24 protein-coding genes are annotated in these 19,103 nt (G+C 38.6%); 6 read left to right on the top strand and 18 right to left on the bottom strand.

Translation table 11 applies throughout. The features are described from left to right. Positions 1 to 11: 11 nt before the first annotated feature. From BGO88_RS03165 to BGO88_RS03140, 6 genes are all read right to left on the bottom strand, one after another. The gene (locus BGO88_RS03165) at positions 12 to 401 is read right to left on the bottom strand and encodes a response regulator (protein WP_101471920.1); all 390 of its coding nucleotides are present in this window, start codon (positions 399 to 401) and stop codon (positions 12 to 14) included. Continuing rightward, a complete protein-coding gene (locus tag BGO88_RS03160; RefSeq protein WP_286705943.1) occupies positions 398 to 3,235 on the bottom strand; it encodes a PAS domain S-box protein in 2,838 nt (945 codons plus the stop codon). The genes BGO88_RS03165 and BGO88_RS03160 overlap by 4 nt, the downstream gene beginning before the upstream one ends. A 145-nt stretch (positions 3,236 to 3,380) precedes the next feature. Then, a complete protein-coding gene (locus tag BGO88_RS03155) occupies positions 3,381 to 3,764 on the bottom strand; it encodes a DUF3037 domain-containing protein (protein WP_101471922.1) in 384 nt (127 codons plus the stop codon). Next, a complete protein-coding gene (locus BGO88_RS03150; protein WP_286705942.1) occupies positions 3,742 to 4,536 on the bottom strand; it encodes a HipA family kinase in 795 nt (264 codons plus the stop codon). The genes BGO88_RS03155 and BGO88_RS03150 overlap by 23 nt, the downstream gene beginning before the upstream one ends. Positions 4,537 to 4,633: 97 nt before the next feature. Then, complete coding sequence (locus tag BGO88_RS03145; protein WP_286705941.1) at positions 4,634 to 5,002, bottom strand: DoxX family protein; 369 nt, start codon at positions 5,000 to 5,002, stop codon at positions 4,634 to 4,636. 23 nt (positions 5,003 to 5,025) lie between these two features. After that, complete coding sequence (locus BGO88_RS03140; RefSeq protein WP_286705940.1) at positions 5,026 to 5,547, bottom strand: DinB family protein; 522 nt, start codon at positions 5,545 to 5,547, stop codon at positions 5,026 to 5,028. A 147-nt stretch (positions 5,548 to 5,694) separates the two neighbouring features. On the opposite strand from BGO88_RS03140, the gene BGO88_RS03135 reads away from it, so the two are divergent. From BGO88_RS03135 to BGO88_RS03125, 3 genes are read left to right on the top strand one after another with little or no spacing between them, the layout of a single operon-like run. Next, on the top strand, positions 5,695 to 5,859 hold the full coding sequence (locus BGO88_RS03135; RefSeq protein ID WP_286705939.1) for a hypothetical protein: 165 nt from the start codon (positions 5,695 to 5,697) through the stop codon (positions 5,857 to 5,859). Then, positions 5,849 to 6,067, top strand: a complete 219-nt coding sequence (locus BGO88_RS03130) for a hypothetical protein (protein WP_286705938.1) — start codon at positions 5,849 to 5,851, stop codon at positions 6,065 to 6,067. Before BGO88_RS03135 ends, BGO88_RS03130 begins: the two co-directional genes overlap by 11 nt. Continuing rightward, a complete protein-coding gene (locus BGO88_RS03125; RefSeq protein ID WP_286705937.1) occupies positions 6,057 to 6,440 on the top strand; it encodes a YchJ family protein in 384 nt (127 codons plus the stop codon). The genes BGO88_RS03130 and BGO88_RS03125 overlap by 11 nt, the downstream gene beginning before the upstream one ends. Positions 6,441 to 6,741: 301 nt before the next feature. On the opposite strand, the gene BGO88_RS03120 is transcribed toward BGO88_RS03125, so the two are convergent. Beyond that, positions 6,742 to 7,170, bottom strand: coding sequence for a hypothetical protein (locus BGO88_RS03120; RefSeq protein WP_286705936.1), 429 nt, complete (start codon positions 7,168 to 7,170; stop codon positions 6,742 to 6,744). Positions 7,171 to 7,335: 165 nt separating this feature from the next. Here BGO88_RS03120 and BGO88_RS03115 point away from each other — a divergent pair, with 165 nt between their 5' ends. Together BGO88_RS03115 and BGO88_RS03110 are read left to right on the top strand one after the other, a co-directional pair. Continuing rightward, a complete protein-coding gene (locus BGO88_RS03115; RefSeq protein ID WP_286705935.1) occupies positions 7,336 to 9,339 on the top strand; it encodes a sensor histidine kinase in 2,004 nt (667 codons plus the stop codon). Between the two features lie 6 nt (positions 9,340 to 9,345). Then, a complete protein-coding gene (locus BGO88_RS03110; RefSeq protein WP_286705934.1) occupies positions 9,346 to 9,981 on the top strand; it encodes a response regulator transcription factor in 636 nt (211 codons plus the stop codon). Between the two features lie 85 nt (positions 9,982 to 10,066). On the opposite strand, the gene BGO88_RS03105 is transcribed toward BGO88_RS03110, so the two are convergent. The 11 genes from BGO88_RS03105 to BGO88_RS03055 all read right to left on the bottom strand — a co-directional run bounded on the left by BGO88_RS03105 (position 10,067) and on the right by BGO88_RS03055 (position 18,430). Next, positions 10,067 to 11,083, bottom strand: a complete 1,017-nt coding sequence (locus BGO88_RS03105) for a ligand-gated ion channel (protein WP_286705933.1) — start codon at positions 11,081 to 11,083, stop codon at positions 10,067 to 10,069. Between the two features lies 1 nt (position 11,084). Next, positions 11,085 to 12,359: a glutamate decarboxylase gene (gad, locus tag BGO88_RS03100; protein ID WP_286705932.1), complete on the bottom strand. Its 1,275-nt coding sequence runs from the start codon at positions 12,357 to 12,359 to the stop codon at positions 11,085 to 11,087. A gap of 65 nt (positions 12,360 to 12,424) precedes the next feature. Beyond that, the gene (locus BGO88_RS03095) at positions 12,425 to 13,495 is read right to left on the bottom strand and encodes a hypothetical protein (RefSeq protein WP_286705931.1); all 1,071 of its coding nucleotides are present in this window, start codon (positions 13,493 to 13,495) and stop codon (positions 12,425 to 12,427) included. Between the two features lie 60 nt (positions 13,496 to 13,555). Continuing rightward, positions 13,556 to 14,332, bottom strand: coding sequence for a hypothetical protein (locus BGO88_RS03090; protein WP_286705930.1), 777 nt, complete (start codon positions 14,330 to 14,332; stop codon positions 13,556 to 13,558). Between the two features lie 15 nt (positions 14,333 to 14,347). Further along, on the bottom strand, positions 14,348 to 15,574 hold the full coding sequence (locus tag BGO88_RS03085; protein WP_286705929.1) for a TolC family protein: 1,227 nt from the start codon (positions 15,572 to 15,574) through the stop codon (positions 14,348 to 14,350). A gap of 12 nt (positions 15,575 to 15,586) precedes the next feature. Next, a complete protein-coding gene (locus tag BGO88_RS03080) occupies positions 15,587 to 15,799 on the bottom strand; it encodes a hypothetical protein (RefSeq protein ID WP_286705928.1) in 213 nt (70 codons plus the stop codon). Positions 15,800 to 15,898: 99 nt separating this feature from the next. Further along, complete coding sequence (locus BGO88_RS03075) at positions 15,899 to 16,288, bottom strand: hypothetical protein (protein ID WP_286705927.1); 390 nt, start codon at positions 16,286 to 16,288, stop codon at positions 15,899 to 15,901. Between the two features lie 33 nt (positions 16,289 to 16,321). Further along, positions 16,322 to 16,777 carry a DUF2589 domain-containing protein gene (locus BGO88_RS03070; protein ID WP_056071224.1) on the bottom strand — a complete coding sequence of 152 codons (456 nt, stop codon included), beginning with the start codon at positions 16,775 to 16,777 and terminating at the stop codon, positions 16,322 to 16,324. A 20-nt stretch (positions 16,778 to 16,797) separates the two neighbouring features. Further along, a complete protein-coding gene (locus BGO88_RS03065; protein ID WP_056071227.1) occupies positions 16,798 to 17,079 on the bottom strand; it encodes a hypothetical protein in 282 nt (93 codons plus the stop codon). A 28-nt stretch (positions 17,080 to 17,107) separates the two neighbouring features. Beyond that, positions 17,108 to 17,809, bottom strand: coding sequence for a DUF2589 domain-containing protein (locus tag BGO88_RS03060; protein WP_082482210.1), 702 nt, complete (start codon positions 17,807 to 17,809; stop codon positions 17,108 to 17,110). Between the two features lie 21 nt (positions 17,810 to 17,830). After that, complete coding sequence (locus tag BGO88_RS03055; RefSeq protein WP_101471934.1) at positions 17,831 to 18,430, bottom strand: hypothetical protein; 600 nt, start codon at positions 18,428 to 18,430, stop codon at positions 17,831 to 17,833. A gap of 87 nt (positions 18,431 to 18,517) precedes the next feature. Between BGO88_RS03055 and BGO88_RS03050 the strand changes: the two genes are divergently transcribed. Next, positions 18,518 to 19,039, top strand: a complete 522-nt coding sequence (locus BGO88_RS03050) for a hypothetical protein (protein WP_286705926.1) — start codon at positions 18,518 to 18,520, stop codon at positions 19,037 to 19,039. Positions 19,040 to 19,103 lie beyond the last annotated feature (64 nt).

Raw genomic sequence — 19,103 nt, 5'->3', positions numbered from 1 at the left:
GAAACAAACCATTAGCTCTTTGCTATTTCCAGGACATTCTGAAGCGTAACCGGCTTTGTAAAATAACCCAGAATTCCGTTATAGGATTTCGACCTTTCCTTATCTGAACAGGCAATGGAAGAACTCACAATATAAACCGATACTTCTTTTGGGAAAATGGTTTTTATTTTCTGGAAGTGTTCCATAAAATTCCATCCATCCATAACAGGCATTTCGATATCCAGCATGATGATGTCCGGAAATTCCTCAGGCTGCTGTACTAATTTGGTTAATCCGTCGATAGCTTCTGCGCCATTCGGAAATGACAGGATTTTGCTTGCGGCCTCTGATTTGTGGATGATTTTTTTGGTTATCGTCTGATAAATAGGGTCATCATCGATAAGACAAATTATCTGATTCATTTAAAGTAGATTTTGAAGGTAGTTCCTATATTGGGTTCGCTTTCAACGGAAACTGTTCCGCCCATAGCATCGATTTGGTTTTTGGTAATAAAAAGTCCAATTCCTTTGGAATCCGGATTTTCGTGAAAGGTTTTGTACATTCCGAATAATTTGTCGCCATATTTTGTCAGGTCAATTCCAAGTCCATTGTCAGCAATTTCCAAAACGGTTTTATCATTTTCGATATAACTGTTCAGGATAATGACAGGATTCCGCTCCGGGTGGCAATAGCGGATAGCATTGGAGATAAAATTAAGCAGTATGCTTTCAAGATAGGCGGGATTGTATTTTACAAAGATTTCCGGCGATACGTTATTTTTTATAACGGCTTTTTTAAACGCAATCTGTTCAGAAACAATGTTGATTATCCTGTCAATATTGTCTTTGATATTCAGATTTTCAATAATCAGGTTGATATTGGTCTGTATATTAATCACTTCGTTTAGATTGAGCATGGTTTCGTTTAGCGTATTGGAAACATTTTGCAGCATTTTGACCAGTTCGTTACGTTCTTCTTCTGTTTCTGCAGTTTCAATCAGCGTGGAAATGGATTGTATGTTGCTGGTATGCGAACGAAGGTTATGGGAAACGATATAGGAAAAATTCAGCAACCTTTTATTTTGTTCCGTAACGAGTTCCAGTGAGTTGCTCAGGTCTTTTTCTGCTTCTTTACTTTTCGTAATATCAATCATGATACCTTTTAAAGAAACCGGCTTGCCGTTTTCATAAATGACATTCACAATATCCCGAATCCATAATACGGAACCGTTTTTGGCAATCATTCTGTATTCAAAGTCATATTGCTGGCTTTTTTTAGACTCAATTGCACAATAATTTACTGCCCGGGTTTTGTCGTCCGGATGGATTGTATTGGCCCAGAAATTACCATCGCTGCACCATTCTTCTCGGGTATATCCCGTAATTTCTTCGGCTTTTTGGTTGACATAGGTAAAGATATAGGTATTGTAATCACATTCCCAAACGATTCCGTCAATCGTATTAATGAGCGATTCCATTTTTTTCTGTGACTGTATGACAATTTCTTCAGAAATTTTTCGTGCCGTGATATCTTCTGTTGATATAATTATCCGTTCGAGCGTTTCTTCATAACCGGGCATGACACTCCAGCGTAGGCTGATGTCACGATATTCACCATCAGTTTTCTTGACTTTTGAATCGATAGTTAGTCGTGTTTCGCCTTGGGTGATTGCGACCAGCTGTGCCTTGAAAGAATCCATGGAGTCGTTGTTTAACACATCTCCCAACCGTTGTATCAGGTCTTCTTTCGTTTTGGGATGATGCAATGTCAGGCACTCGTTGTTGACATTGATAATTTTTACAAGGGTAATGCATTTCTGGACTACTTCGGGATTGGCATCAAAAAAAGCTTTTACTTCTTCTCTGTTTTTTCCAATGAGTCCTATTTCTTCCAGATAGTTTTTCAAATAAGAAAAATCTTCTTCCCACAAGGCAATGGGCGAATCTTCAAAAAGGCTTTTGAAACGTATTTCGCTTTTTCGGATAGCATCTTCAGCTTCCCTTTTTGATGTAATATCTTCAACAATAGAAATATGGGAACTTGGCTCTTCTCCTTCTTGCCAAAGTGGGGAATAGGCGATATTTACCCAAATAAGATTGCCGTTTTTATGGATGTATCTTTTTTCAATGGTAAGTTCTCTAATCTCACCGCTTTTAAGCCTTTCGAGCTGTTTCAGGTTTTCTTCCAGATCGTCTTTGTAGGTAATATCACGGAAGCTCATATTTCTCATTTCCTCAAACGTATAGCCCAGCATACGTGAGTATTGGTCATTTACTTCAATGAGGCATCCAGTCCTAGAGTCAACATGTGCAATGCCTACGGCAGCATGGTCAAATATAGATTTGAATTTTATTTCGTCATTGAGGATTTTATTCTTCTGGTCATGCACCAGGAGTTGTAATTCTGCAGGCTTTTTGAGCAGGCTTGTTAAAAAAAGCGAGAAGATAAAACAGAATAATACGGTTAGTACCAAAGCAGGACGTATTTCAGAAATAAGCCCATATTTGTTTTTGCTGATAAGATACACTTTCCAGTTACCGTCGGGAATTGACAAGACCTGAAAATATTTGTCGGCAAAGTTTTCTTTATTGGGAAGGAAAAATTCAGTTCTGCCCGTTTTTGGATTTTCTTTTGAAAACTGAAAATAATAACGGGAGTCCTTGATTGAATTTATTCCCGAAGATTTGAATAAGGTTTCAAGGCGCACCATAACCGCAGAAAAACCCCAGAATTTACCTTTTCTATATACAGGAAGCCGACCTATGACACCGAGTCCGCCCTGTTTTAATTTTAAAGGTCCCGCAAAATGGATTTTTCCTTTCTGTATAGTTTCAAGGGCTTCCTCCCTGACAGATTTTGTATTTAATATGTCAAAATCAATTAAGTCTGGATTATTTGGATAAGTATATTTGATTATTCCGTTAGGAACTAATTGAACGGCATCTATAGTTGGATTCGATTCAACCAGAACTTTCGCCAGCGCATCAAAATTTTCAGGCTCGCCATTATCGTTAACAATCATGGCTAAAGAAATAGTGGTGGTATAGCAGTTTTTAAGAGAATGATTCAGATTTTGCTGAACTACATGGAGGATGTTCGACATTTCCTGCTCCCTGTTTTCCTTGATAATTTCATAGCGTTGCAAAACAAGCGGACAGATTAAAACAAGTAGCGCAAGGAATACTATAAAGGTGCTTAATCTAGGCCTTGATATAAACCAGCCGGTGATTTTTGACCATTTGTTCTCTATTTTCATTCTGGGCTGGAATCTGTTTATTTCGGTGACTAAAATATAAATTAATATTTAATTTTGAAGCGATTAGCAGGAATTCTGTTAATAGAAAGACAATAAAAAAATAGCCCGGAGGCTATTTTTTTGTTACTAAGTTAATTAGCTTTTTTTATAAAACCAGTTCTGAAAACAAGCGTTCAGAAATTTCTTCCAAATTACTGCACATACCCGGATGTGGCCTTGAGGTTTGGATTACGGAACTTCTTACAGCGGTCATCCAACGGAAGCGGGAAGGCACATCGAATGCTGCAATTGGACCTCCCTCTTTTGCTCCCTGGGCAATTTTTACAAATGCCTGCAGATTTTGCTCCAGTTGGTCATAATCAAGTTCATCAGAATAGAGTTGAAGCTTGGCTTTGTCTATCTTGTAAAGAACTTTGATGTACTGCTCTTTTTTACAGAAGACAATGATTCCCGTATTGACAAATTCTTCGCGCTCAACTTTGGGCACGATACGAATTATGGCATATTCATATAAGTGTTTGTCTTGCATCTTGAGCAGCTTTTATAAAAATTTCTGAATGGGCTAAACGCGTAATCAAAAAAGAGGCGTAGGTATTTCGTATCTGTTCCGGTGTCTCTTCAGAACCTTCCCATTGTAGCCATTCTTCAGGAATCAGGTTTACAATCGAAAGAATCTTATCTTCTGTAAGGAGTGATTTGAATTCTTTATCGGTTTCTTCCAGTCGGGAAGCTTTAGGGAGCAAAACATGGTCTTTAATCAAAGCAAACGGACTTTTGGCACTGTTTTCCCAATTGTTCCAGGAATGGTGAAAATACAAACAGGCACCATGGTCAATAAGCCATAATTCTTTATGCCAGATGAGCATGTTGGTGTTCCTGAATGTGCGGTCTACATTGGTAATGAAGGCATCCAACCATACTATTTTTGAAGCCAGAGCAGGATCTGTTTCTGTCACAACCGGGTCAAAAGTAATGGCACCGGAAAGAAAATGCAAGGCAAGATTCAGTCCCTGGCTTCCCTGCAACAGGTCCTGGATTTCTTCATCACCTTCGGTTCTTCCAAAAGCCTCGTCAAGATTTGCAAATACTAATTCCGGTACGGCTAATCCCAATGCACGGGCAATTTCGCCTCCAATTAATTCGGCTATCAGTGCTTTGACGCCATGACCGGCACCTTTAAATTTCAATACATATTTAAAACCGTCGTCTGCATCGGCAAGAGCAGGAAGCGAACCTCCTTCTCTCAACGGAGCGATATATCGGGTGACGTTAACTGTCCGTAACGAAAATGGATTATCCATGAGTTTTTCTTTTACACAAAAATAGCGCATCGGAACGGATGCGCCATTTTTTTTGAAAATATATTTTAAGTTGTCCGTTAAAGAACAGTTTGTCTGCTTAATCTTGTGGATTTAGTTTGTGATAACTCACATAAGAAAGCAGTAGTATTCCTAACACAATAAGAGGAAAAACAGCCTCAAATCCAAAGCCATCTACCGCAGCATGGCTGGCAGAAGCACCAAGGAAATCGAAAGTAAATCCGGCATAGGTCCATTCCTTTAGCCGTTTTGGGGCTGCAGGAATAATAAGTACTAAGGCACCTAAAACTTTAAAGACGGTAAGGATAACGCCAAAATATTCCGGATATCCTAAGTGGCGAATGCCTTCTTTGGCCATTTCGGTCTGTGAAGTCAAAGCGGGCATTACGCCTTCAAATAAAAAAATCAGGATAGTAGTAATCCAAAAGATGATTTTGTGTTTTTTCATAGTTGTTTGATTAATGTTTGGTTTTATTTATCGATAACAGTAATAATATTTTTGATTTGATTGGTGTGCCTTTGGGCGTGGAATAGTGTAAAAAGAATCCATTCCAGACGGGTCAGATACCCAAAAACAGGCAATTCAAAACCCTTGCAGGTTTTTGACAAATCTGATGAACCAATCAACTGTAAGGTGCCATCTTTTAAGGCTTTCATTTTGTCCAGTTGCTGTTGCTTGTCATGTGTTTTTTCTGTTGGGATAATAAAACCAGGTGCATCCAGTTTGGTGCTGAAATCTAAAAATACCGATTTTATAACGGGTACTTTTTCGTCTGCAGGTCGGTTGGTTTCACCTATGTTTTCTGCAAACAGGCTTTTGAGTCCGGAATTTGCTTTCAGGATGTGTTCCATTACCTGGCCAACAGACCAGCTGTTTTCAGCAGGATTTTTATCCCACAAGTTGCTATCAATAGTCAATAGCAGTTGTTCCATGCCTTCATAAGTGGCATTGGTTTCTGCAATGAGTGCAGCAGTATCAAAGTTGTTAGTCATAGTTTCTATTGTTTATTATTTTATCCAAAATTAGCTCCGGTATTGCAATTTTATGCTGTGTGAAAAAGACAATAGGGAGGGGAAATTGCGACAAGCTGTCGTTTTTTTGAATTCGCTATCTTTGTACGGTCATAAAAACCTTTATTTATGGGAAGACGCAATGAAACAAACAGGCTGGAACATAAAAAGAAAACCGACCAGAAAAAGAAACGGGAGCAAGAGGCTGAAAAGCTTAGGAAAAATAAACTGAAAGAAATTATGAAAAAGAATAATGCTTCCAACGAAGCACAAACAGAACAAAATGAACAATAAAGCCTTTGAAGAATTAAAGAAAGACGTACAGGAAATCATTGACCTGATAGCAGGCAAACAAAACAAAGAAGCAAATAACAAGCTGGTTGAAGTAAGCGAAACTTTAGACGAACTATTAGACCATGCTGAAGAAGATGAAGAGCTTGTAGAACTAGGTCGTTATATGGTATTGTTGAACCAGCTACATCAAAAAATCAATGCCGAATAATTTAAACTGTCCATGCGGTTCGGGATTGTTATTTGCCCAATGCTGCGAACCTTTTATCAAAGGTAACAGCACTCCTCCAACGGCAGAAAAATTAATGCGGTCACGATATAGCGCTTATGTTGTTCAGGCTGCAGATTATCTTATCGCTACCACGCATAGTTCCACAAGAAGGAATCATTCAAAATCAGCTATACTGGAATGGTCCAAATCCAACCAATGGCTGAAACTGGAAGTAGTGGAAGCCACGAAAAACACAGTAGAGTTTAAAGCTTATTTTTTAGACAATCGTCTCAAAGCACAAATGCACCATGAAAAATCATTTTTCAGGAAAGAAAACGAAAGATGGTTTTACGTGGATGGTGAATTTTTTTAATAAAGTTGTATTAAGCTAGAAATATTGCGGTTCTGCGACTTTGCGTGAAATGATTGCTCGCAAAGTCGCAGAGGCGCTAAGAGATTTAAATATTGTTAATTGGCGAAAAACTTCCCGAGATCTGTTTAAGTTTTTTGCTAAAAAAGAAATGCCCTTCAAAAGTTGAAGGACATTACTAACTCTCAAAATAACCCCCTCTTATTTTAAGGTCTTAGGGTGCTTTTTTTTGAAAAAAAGTGGCTCCTGTTTATAACCCAATAATAAATTCAGGAGCCGGTGTATAAACTAGTAAAAATATGAATTATTGTTTAGTCCCTTGAAAGGTATAAGTGAGGTCTGTAGCAGATTGTTCCCTTGTCTGTACTAGTAGTGCTTTACTGCTTATAGTGTAGCTAAATGTACCTTCAGGAATATTACCATCACCAAAAATAGCTTGATTACTATTGTTGAATACTTTCATTGTTTTTGAAGTATAGTTTGAATATGGCTCCCCGCTTTTTGGAGTAATTTTTAAATGGTTGCCATCCACTTTAGTAACGATTAAAATTGCATCGAAATAAGTTGGTGCATCTCCTCCAAGTGGATCTAAAGTTCCCTTGTATGTACCAACAGCAGCGTCAATACCTCCGCCACCGCCTGGACCATTGTTACTATCGTCGCTACTGCATGATGCTAAACCAAATAGCGCAATTGCAATAATTCCTGCTGTTTTTAAAATCGACTTTCTCATTGTTTTAATTTTTTTTAGGATTTGTGTTACAAAGTTAGATGGGCAGTATCTGGCTTCCAATACCTCAAATCGGGTATATTTTTCTACCTGATTTCAGGTATTTTTTAATCAAAAATTTAAAAATTTAACAGAAGATGTTGTTTAAGTTAATATTTTTGTGAGGCTATGAAAAACAAATTATTATTCCCGTTTATCTTCTTGATTTCGCAGGCATTATACTCCCAAAGAGTTTACATGCTTGATGATGACCAGTCCTATACGGATAGTCTTGTGCAGGTTATTAAAACCACACGAATTGACAGTATTAAGTGTATTACCAGCTTCAGGCTTGCTGATTTATACAGAAGAAGCAAAAAAAATGAACTGGCAGATGAATACCTGGCCATTGCCAATAAAATTGCTCCCAGATATCCTTTTTTAAAAGATGTTGGTATTTTTTATAATTCCACTGCTTATTTAATTAAAGGAGATATCGAAAACTTAGGAAAACAATTAAATCTTGCCAATACAACGCTTAAGAAATACCAGACCAAAGAGGCGTATGCCTTGCGGGCCTATATCGTTAGAGTTCTGTCCATAATACAGCAAATTAAAAACAACGAAAAGGAGGCAATGCGAATGCTCATTGAAGAAGCCATGCCGTTAGCCAAAAAAAGCGGAGATTATGAGGCGTTAAGTGGGTTGTATAAGTCGGTTGGTATTATTTTTATGAACAATACCGAGCGGGAGAAGGCAGAAGAGTATCTCAATTCTGCAAAAGAATATATTGAAAAAGCATCTAAATCGTCTAATACCTATAAAGAGACTAAGGCAGAAATCTATATTATAGATGCTGAAAATCTATGCCATCTTGAAAACCTCACCGGGGCCAAAAAATCATTAGATAAAGCTTATGCGATAATAAAAGATTATCCAAAGTCTAACATGAACGCAAGCTATTGTTTATCTGAAGGCTATTATTTCTATAAGATGAAGCAATATGAGAATGCATTAAAAAGTTATGATAAAGGAATAGCAAACAGCATGCTTTTTAATGATATATATTCTGCAAATCGTCTGAAGCTTGTCAAATACCACCCATTAAAAGCAATGAACAGGTATGAGGACATCAAAAATATGTTGTCGGATCTCATTGAGAGCGGTTCTCTTCTTGCTGTTGACGAAAAAAGATATACTCTGGAACTGGCCCATGCCTTTGAAAAACTGGGAGATATCAAAAATGCATACAAATATAAATCAAGATATATTGTTCTTAGCGACAGCCTCAACGAACAATATTCCAAAGATAAGATAACTGCGTTGGAGGCAAAATTCAACAAAGTTGAAAACGAGCGGAAAATTGCCCAGTTAGAAGCCCAGCGGGAACGCGATAAGCTTATTGCAGAAAATAATAAGTTGTATTACGGTTTATTGGTAGTCCTATCGGTTTTATTATTGTTATTGGTTATTTTCCTTTGGATCAACTCAAAGAACCAGAAAAAAATAGCCGTACAGCATGCTAAAAATTACGCACAGAACTTAAAAAGTCTCAAGGACCAGAAAGAGATTGAGGTCATGCAGGCCATGATCAAGGGAGAAGAAGGAGAACGGAAAAGAATTGCCAGAGATCTTCATGATGGAATAGGAAGTATGCTATCCTCATTAAAAATGAGATTTATGAAAGTAAACTCAGCATCAGAAACTGTAGACCTGAACGAAATTGAAAGCATGAACACATTGCTTAACAATTCGATTACGGAATTGCGACAGATTTCCTATAACCTGATTCCGGAATCACTTCTCAAATTAGGATTGGAACATGCCCTCAATGATTTGTGCCATATGTTGCAGACAGATGAGGTACAGATTGATTTCCATGCCAACAATATCAGTAAGGATATTCCCGAAAGTATACAGATTACTATTTACAGGATAGTGCAGGAACTCCTTAACAATGCACTGAAACATTCAAAAGGTACTGATATTTTAGTAGATTGCAACCAGAACCGGTCGACGTTTTTTATTACTGTTGAAGATAACGGTATTGGATTTGACAGTAAAAATATGGATGGTTTTAACGGACAGGGATTGAAAAATTTAAAAAGCAGAGTGGAGCTGCTTAACGGGAAAATGGAAATTGATTCGTCTGCCGAAAAAGGAACAGCATTTAATATTGAACTATCTATTTAATCAGACATGACAATCACAAAGCCTTATAAAACAATAATCGTAGATGACCATCCTATAGTCAGTGAAGGTTTGCAGGTAGTTTTCTCGCAGTCAAAAGAAGTTGAAATCGTTAGAAGTTTTAAAACCGGAGCTGCATTATTGGAATATGGAGGATTGGCAAAAGTAGATGTTATTTTGCTGGACATTTTTCTGCCGGATGCCAACGGAATCGATTTGTGCCTGAAAATAAAAAAGAGCTTTCCTAAAATTATTATCCTTGCCATGAGCAGCCAGGCAGAAAGGAGCATCGTTCTTCAGATGATTAAAAACGGTGCTAACGGTTATCTGCTAAAAAGTGCTTCACTGGAAGAATTCAAAAACTGTATCCACAAAGCTGTTGAAGGCGAATTGGCCTTTAGCAATGAAGTTAGGGGAATTGTACAGAAAACCAATATCCATGATTTAAAAACAGTTCCCAGATTGACCCGAAGGGAAAAAGAAATACTATTATTATTGGCAGATGGCAAATCTACACAGGAAATCTCAGATACTTTATTTCTAAGCTATCTGACTGTTCAAACCCACAGAAGAAATTTGCTGAACAAATGCCAGGCCCGGAATCTTGCCGAGCTTTTAAAGTTTGCAAAAGAGAATGCTTTGTAATTTGCGGCTCTGCGTCTTTGCGAGCAACTATTTCACGCAAAGACGCAGAGTCGCAAAGTTTGTTGTTTTTAGCAAGTAGATTAATCTAAACAAAAATGATAATCACACATAAAATAATAAAGAGGATATACAGCAAAGGGAAAAATACCTGAAAAAAGTTATTGATTTTTACGGTTGTTCTTTTGTTTTTTGAATAGGCATAGGTAAAAATAATGGCTATCAGTGTCAGGAAAATAGAGATATATCCTGAAATGATGACAATTTCAATAAAAGTATTGTAGGGCAAAGTAGGCAGTAATGATGAGGTAAAGAAATTGAAAGTGACCATGGTAAGCATTAGTGTGAAAGAAATGTTTAGTTGATTGGCGAAATCTTTTACCCAGAAAACAAGCCAGGAAGCAACAACCAGTAAGCCTATCGGAAGAAAAACCTTCCATAAATAATATTCGATTTTGCGCTGTGCAAAAATTTCAAAATTGCAACGCGAAAACGATTCTCCTTTTTTGTTGGCACTCAGATGGTTGTACATCATTTCGTTGACATAATCTTTTTTATCCAGAATGTTCCATTCTTCCATATATGACGCGTCCAGAACCTTTGGAAAAAGCTGTGGATTAACAAATACCAGGTCTTCCTTTTCCATAGAAAAAGATTCCAACTGGATTGTAAAACATTGTTTGTCATTAGGATATTTATGGAAATCCATAGGAGTTGTAAATCGGCCATGGAAACGTTCATTATAAATAAGATTTTGGTCGGAATTGACAATCAGACGTCTGTTGATAATTTCCCTGTCGCCTAAAATGTTGATGAATTCAAAGGATGGAACCAGTATGTCTTTAGGAAATTCTTTATTCTCATACACCAGTTTGTTGCCATACTTCCGGCAATATTTTTTTTCCAGTTTTGAGTCATGCCACGATAAGACCAGATAGCCGTCAATCATATAGGTCTGGTTGACGGAATTGATGTCGTATATTTTGTTTAGGTGTATGGATACTGCTACCTCAAGCGGGGCATCCTTCTGTTTTGCAGGTTCAGACGCCTGTGCCTTTGGAAACAGGGAAAACAACAGGAGAACCAGTGACAGGATAGTTTTCATTTTAGTCATTTTTAAGGGTTTCATAACTGTAAATCAGGTCGTCACAAAACAATTGGGCAAGTTCAGGACTGATATTTTCTTTTACAACAATCCTCAGAAGCGTTTCCTGTTTGGAAATACCCGGAATCTGATAGGCCGGAAGCATCCAGTTTTTAGAACGGAGCTTGAGCAATAAGGCGGTTAGCATATCCTCTTTTACATCTTTTAGCCTGAATACAATTACAGGAAGTATTCCTTCGTCTATGATTTCAAAGTGGCCTGACCGGCGGAGCCTCTTTCGTATAACATCTGCGGTTTTACAGTAATCGCGTATTGTTTTTTCATAACCTTGCTTTCCGTGCTGCAGTATGGAAAAGTATTGTGCCAGAATCATCGAAGCTCCTTTCGAGAAGTTAAGAGTATAGGTTTCTATTGGCTTTTCGAGATAATGAGACGTGAAAATCAGTTCTTTTGGCAATACAGCAGCTTCCCTGAGAATCAACCATCCTATACCCGGATATACGAGTCCGTATTTGTGTCCGGATAAATTAATGCTCCGAACCAAAGGCAGGCGAAAATCCCAGGTTTTGACTTCTCTTTTGATAAAAGGAAATACAAATCCGCCAATGGCCGCATCGACATGGATACCAACATCCCAATTGTGTTTTTTGTTTAATCGTATGATTTCATCATTGAGTTTTTCAATGGGGTCAATACTGCCGGTATAAGTATTTCCGGCTATGGCGCCAACACAAATGGTGTTTTGGTCAATGCTTTTCAGTATTTCTTCAATAGGATATGAATCATGTGATGTTTGCGGTATTTTGCGAGGTTCCACATCAAAATAGAGTGCAAATTTATCCCAGCAGACATGAGCATTTCCGCTGTATACGATGTTGGGCTTTGAAGCAGAAAGACCAAAAGATTCCCGTCTTTTTTTCCAATTCCATTTGTGCGACAGTAATGCCAGATGTATGGCTTCAGAAGAACCTAATGTTGAGGTTCCGGTTGGATTATGGGGGTCTGCAGCATGCAATAATCCGGATAGCATCCCTATTATTCTGTCATGGATTTTTTTGGTCTGCCCGTATTCATTATAATCAATAAAATTCTTGCCAAGCTGTTCCGTAATGAGTTTATCGGCAAGTGGATTCATGGAAGTCGTGCTAAAGCTTCCCAAATCAAGTTGCACATTGCCGTCTAAAGTCAGCTCGTTACTGATTTTTTGATAAGCGCGAAAAGCTCCTTCTCCTTTTTTAGGAAACTGATACGGTTTAGAAGTAGGTTTTTCTTTCATGGAAGTAAGGATTGGGGTTGAAAAAGAAATATCCCTAAAAAAGTTATAGGGATATTTCAAAATGACTAAAGGGTTAGATATCTGTTATTGATAAGGTTTGCCTTATTGAGTTCGGATTTTTTAGTACCGTTGGCCGTTATTTTTTTTACGATTTCCTGCAATGAACTTCCGGTATAAACCACACTAGCAGAACCATAACTGCTCTTATTCGTGCGGTTTATCAGAGTTGTGTTGCCCGTATCATTGGCCAGATTGGACAAGGCCGTCAGTTCAGTTGCAGTCAGCCCGTTATATAAGGTGACTATATTGGCGCATGGAAGACCCAATTCACGTTTTACAAGCTCTTTCATCAAAGCTGTTGGACGTGCGTTGCCATTGTATAATGAACTGATTTCATCATCTTCAAAAACCATAGCTGAATGCCTGAATCCGCCTATGTAGAATTCGGTATCAATCTGTTTGTTCAGGAGCTGGCTCTTATAGAAATTAAGCCAGTAATCGTCTGCCTTGAATTCATTACGTGCATCAAAACGGGCAGCATAATAGATTACACTGAACAAATCCTCTTTTTTACTGCTGCTTTCAATAAAATTGAGCATATTAAGAATTGGATTTTTCTTGAATTCTGCCGTTTCTGATTCAAGTCCTAAAAGGTCATTGCCTTTGGTGCCCGGTACCGGGTCAACGCCCAGGATTCGTATTTTTTTGATAGGACTGCCTTCCAGCGTATTGCCTTCCTTGCAGCAGGAATACAAGGCTGTGATAAAGCCCAATACACCAGCAGCCGCACCACGGCTGTGCCCTCCAATGATGAGTTCTACATGGTTGTCTTTTTCCGGGTCAATTTCTTCCAGTAATTTGAAATAGTGCTCTAGTTGGGCTAGCTGGTGCTTTTCTTTGTAGCCATAGGCCTGGTCGTGCAAAAGCTCTGTTTTTCTAAAAAAGCCCATTAGCCATTCTGTCCAGCTTCCGGTCTGGTTGTTGGAGAGAGTCTGGCTTTCTGTACGATTGTTTTCAGTTCCAAGACCATCGACATAGGCAATTTTGATGGTGTCGCTTGCGGTAATGTTGAAAAAATTACGCATGTGTTCTGCTGTGGTACCCGTTCCGGAGTACCATAAAAAAAGTTTTTTCATGTTTAAAATTTTAAGGTTAGAATTAGCCGTATAGGCTTGCGATGAGGAAAAAATTCGAGGTTATTCCTTGAATATCAGGTTTATAATGTCAATAAGAAGTCCGGCAATTATACCAATAAACAGGTAGCCAATAGGCGTGAGTTCGATTAAAAGAAGTTCCGGGATTTTAAACGCAATAAAACTGCTTGCCATTAGCCCGAATAAAAGGCTGTTTCGGTAAAAAGGAATACGTTCTGCAGTTAAAGTAACCTCATGGATTTGTCTTGAAAGTTTGGCGGTCAAATAGAGCAGGTTTCCTAAACAGGCAGTTGAAATGCCATAACTTTTGATAAAATACAAAACAGCTGTATCTGTTAATTCGAACGAATAGTAACCGGTAAACAATCGGGTTTCTTTGGTACAAAAACCAACTGCCATCACAATTGCCATAAGAATGATAAGGCCGAAAAAGTATTTTGTCAATGGGAATTTGAAAAAGCTTCTTCCTGTTGGGAAATTTCCACAAAATCGGGTTGCATATTTGATACTTTTTAGACTGGCCGGAGCTATGACTTTTTGAAGTTGTCCGTGCCATTCGATTTTTTGAGAAAGTTTTAAATCGTCTGTTGGAATTTCTAGAGTGTCGTTACTTTTTCTGTGGATATGGTCCAGCATCAATTTAATTTCATCGTCAATATGCAGCTCCATGACTGTTTTGTTCTGCTTTTTTCTTGCAAACAGGAGCCTGTTTTTTTCTTTTTCCAATTCAGATGAAACGATTTCAACGTCTTCGCTGGCGATACTGTCCGTTTCATGGAAATAGGAACGGTTTTTTATTTTTTCGACTATTGCATTCATAAGGACTGTATTGAATTATAAGGTGGTTCCGGTATAGAAATCAAGAAGCTTAGCCTGCGTAATGGTCTGATATTTCAAGGCAACAGAATCCAGAGCGCATTGTTTGTTCCAGTTGCGTACGACCAGATAAGCTTCGGGATATATATTTTTATTCTTCAGCTTTTCTTCACTGTCATTTAGCAGACGTGTTGATTTTTTTAAAGTCGTAAGGCTGATTTCATATAATGACTGCCTGTTTTTTAATTCGCTGATAATAAGCACTACCGCATTCCAAAGCATTTCTTTCTGGTTGTCCAATTGTTTTTCCTGAAACAAGCCTTGTATGGTAGCTTTTTCGATAGCTGTTTTTTGAACAGTACGATTGAAAACGGGCAGTGAAATCTGCAATCCGGCATAATGTTGCAATCCTGATTTATGGAGCTCATAATAAGGCGTGTAACGAAGGCTTACAGTAGGCAGTAATAAAGTTTTGGCAATCCGGCTGCTTTCACGGGCAATATCAATATCAAGCTGATTACTGCTGATTCCAGGGTCGGCAAGAAGAGCCAGCGGATAAGCCACGTCAAGAGTGGTATGGCCTGGTGTAAATGATGGAATTTCTGTAATTTCAAAATCTGGATCGTCATAAAGATTGATGGTCTGCCTGATTTTTAACAAGGCTATGGCATATTGCTGTTCCAACGATTCAATTTCCTGACAGTCTTGCTGTAAAAGAACTTCAAAAAAATATCCATCGGCCGGAGAAAGCAATTTAGAGGTACTGCATTCATCGTAAAGCTGCCGGGTCTTTTCATAAAAATCGATACAGACCTGATACTGACCTTTTTTGGTAAGGGCTTCTGTATAGGCATACAACACCTGCATTTCGACGTTGTTTTCGGCTATAGCAATATTGTATTGACTTTGGGCGATTATCAGGTCGGCTTTCTGCAGTTCATGTTTTTTCCTGAAACCGGAATAAAGGAGCGCATTGACTTCAAGACCTGCATTCGGATTCCATGCAACAGCATTGTTATTGGCCGTAAAAGCACCGTTTGCAAAAAGGTTATACTGCGGCAGGTAGGAAGCACGAATGCTTTTCCTGTCTTCTTTATAGGAAGCGTTGAGTATTTTAATTTCGGAAGCCTCAAAACTGTTGGCTCGTCCATAAGCAATACACTCCTTAAGCGACCATATATTTTGTGCCGTAACTGTTTGGCCCAGATAGAATAGGCCCAGATAAAGTAGGATATGTTTTTTCATGGTCAATTTGTATTAGTTCTTTGCCAATTCATCCAGGTTGATGGCTTTATACTTGCTGATATCGACCTTTTGCCGGATTTCACAATTAGGGTAGGGCACGCCATTTTTTTGAGAAAAATCGGCTATGGCGAAAATGCATAATTCATCATCCAGGGCCAGTCTGTTGACGCTGGTTACATAAAGCATTTCATGATGTTTTCCTTTAACGGTTAGTAAGCTTCCCATGACAATATTTTTTAGGTGAAACAAATAGTTAAACCTCTTTACATCCGGATGTTTTTTTGAGGAACCCGCTACGGGTTTTTATGCTGTGCTTGAGAAAAACTATCTTCTGTAATCGTTAACGGTTTGCCCGTTCTCACGATAGGAAATTTCTATGATTCGCGGCGTGCCGTCCAGGTTCTGGATAATATAGAAATGGAAAGCATAGCCCGAGTTGTCTCTTCCTGTGAAATGCAGGCAAAAGCCTCCTCCTGTAAGGTCTTCCGGCTGATGCGAACCTTGTTCGATAGAAACTTGTTCAACCCTGCCAGGGTTAGTAGCAATATCAATAAACTCAAGTACCCAATGGTCGCTAAAATGATTGCGGGCATTACGAAAAGCGCCAACAATAAGCGATTCAGTAAGTGTGTCCAGAAAGGCCTGGTACTTGCCATATTTTTTAACATAGTCTTTGCGGGCTTCGTTCCAGCCCTTTTTGAAAATAAGTGCCATAATTTTTTAATTTTAATGGTTAGTAATTGATTTTTAGATTACACTCTTGACTAAATAGTCATTGATTCTTAAAAAAGATTCCGAAGGATCTCCTGCCTCAAAGGTGATGTCAACTTTAGCCGTGGCCTGTTTCTTACCGAAAATACCGCCACCGCCGCCCATATCGATGTCTAGGCTTGGTCCGTTTTTGTTATCAGACGGGTCTATCTTTATTTTGCCAAGCCCAACTTTGAAACTCAGCTTCAATTCCTTGATTTTTATAGCAGACGGAGGAAGAAGGCTTAGCAAAGGAACCTTTAGCGTAGTCATTGTTTCGGGGTCATCATCCGGATCGAGAGTCGGTACCTGAATTTCCTGTGTGATAGGTTTTCCGTCTTCATCGAAATATTTCGCTATCTGCATGATATGCTGCTCTTCCGTAATTTCCTGGGCTTTTAAAGCAGCATTGTGGATAGCCTGTAACAAATGGTCAAATCTTTGTTGCGACATGGTATGGGTGTTTTTTAAAGTTATTTTTCATCAAGCCAGTAAGGTTTTCTGGCAAATCCAACATGGTAGGTAGTGCTCTGCATGTTGAGCTCATGCTCGCCTAGCTTAAAGCTCCCGATAGAAATGTCTTTTCCTATGATGATGCCTTTTGGATGCTGTGACAGGCATTTGTTAAGCAACGCCAACTGATCTTCCCGCATATCGTCTGTAAAGGGCGCACTTGGGTTGACAGTACCTATCGTTACTTTTTTGATATATCGTATCTCTGCGATTGTGGTCTTTTTTGAATTGTCAGGAATCATGGCAGTTGGCGTTAACTTAATAGATTAATTAATTTGTGTCTGAAGTAGGAGTTACTTCGGTACCGTCAGCATTGACAAGTTTGCCTTGCTCTGTAGGTTTACCGTCTTCGCCTCTTTCGATTTCACCGTTGGCATTAGGCTTGTAGGCTACAATCTGACGTGGTTTTGCAGCATCATTCATAATGTCCAGTACTCTGGCCAAACCTTCCGGCATACCGTGGTTGGTAGCTTTTACGGCCACATGGTATTTGGCAGAATGGTCTGTGGAACGTGTGTTTTCTTTGCTCGATGAAATCGACCCGGAAACGCTGGCATTGACAGAAAAGAAGGCAATTTTTGCGCTCATAGAAGCACTGAATTCTCCTTTTGAAGCAGAAGATTCGACAGATTTGGTGGAGCTTTTAACCTCCATGTCAAAAGTAATATCGACAAGGTCTACCTGTAGGTTCGGAATGGGTACGATGGCAAGCATCGGCACCTTCATTTTTACTTCTTCAACGGTAGCATTTCCTTCCTTGTCCTGTCCCGGACGTTCGAAAACGAAATCTACCATACGTGCCGGCCCCGGCATAATTGAGCCGTCGGCATCTTTTACTTTTTCAAAACCGATGTCGTTGATGAACGCGGCAGTAGATTTTGCCAGGTCGGTGTTTGACTTTACGGCTGCCGATAACGGCCCACCGATAAGGTCTTCCATAGGAAGTCCCCTAAATTGGTCTCCAATGTTCATAATGAAAATATTTAAGAATTATTAACTCGTAGTGAAGTCGGATTCTTCCAGCAACGTGTAGGTGAAAGAATTGCCGTAAAGTCCTTTAGACTTGTTGCAGATACTCATAAAAAAATGGAAGTCGGCTACTTTTTGGAACACGGTACATCCGGCCGACCATTTTTCAACTGTCAGTGATTCCGAAACCGGATTACTCCTGTGGATGTTGATTCCGAAAATACCCTGGTGCTGCGGTCCGGAAAAATCTAACTTGCCGTCTTTATTGGCATCTCTCCAGACTTTTACAGGTGCTTTTTGTACTAAAGCTTCATATTGGCCTTTATGGAGTCCAATTTGATGCGAACCTTTGTATTGTCCCGGAACCAGAATGGCTGTTCCATTAACATTGGTCGGATTTTTCAACCAGTATAATCCCGGATCGGTAGTAACTGAAAAGGTGAAAATTTGTGGGCTAAGGCTCTCGTCCCTGTAAACAAGGCACAAAGTGTCGTCAAAAGAATTAGCCACGGTATTTTTACTTCGGATGCCAATAATGTTGACATTATAAGGCTTGTTCTGGTCAAAAAAGGCATATCCTTTTTTTGTAAGAACTTTTTGAATTTCAGCAATTGATGGTTTCATTGTCTTGTTTTTTTAAATGAATATTGATTTTCAATGATTTACAAGGCAATATTATCCCAACTCAAAAGGCTTTTCGGCTAAAATGGCATGAGCGGTAAAACAGGAGGTATGAACGGTAGGATAAAAGGAATAAAGTTTATTTGTTTATTTTTACTATTACTTAACCTGCTAAAAAATTATGTTATGACAAAAATTAAGTTTAAACGCCCTGTTCTACTAGTTGCTCCGGATCTGAAACAAAATTTAGAAATTGATTCCCCTTTGCTCAATGCAAAATTCCGTGAGAGCGATACAGGCAATGAGAAATGGACTTTGGAAATTTTCTGTTTGCTAAAAGTTTCTCCGGATTCTATCGAAAGAAGTATAGATATTTTTATGGATGAAGGCATTCATATGATGGGAATACTGCCAATAAAGAAAATATTCATGAATAGGATTGGAGATATAAAAGATGATGTTGAAAATTTATGGTATATAGAAACAGAAGAATTTGAACTGGAGGAATTTTATAATATTATTGAACTTACTATAGATGATAATCTGGGTGGTTGTGGCAAAAAAAGAGGAGGAAAGACCGTGGGAATATATACGTCTCTTTCTAAATTTTAAAAAGATGAAAAATATAATTATTTTTTTTTTGGATGCTATACTGTATTTGGGCAAAACGAAACTT

Origin of the sequence: Flavobacterium sp. 38-13 (assembly GCF_001899155.1) — a bacterium.
Lineage (GTDB): Bacteria > Bacteroidota > Bacteroidia > Flavobacteriales > Flavobacteriaceae > Flavobacterium > Flavobacterium lindanitolerans.
The sequence above is the reverse complement of the archived record's forward strand: the minus strand, read 5'-3'. Positions and strand labels throughout refer to the sequence as shown.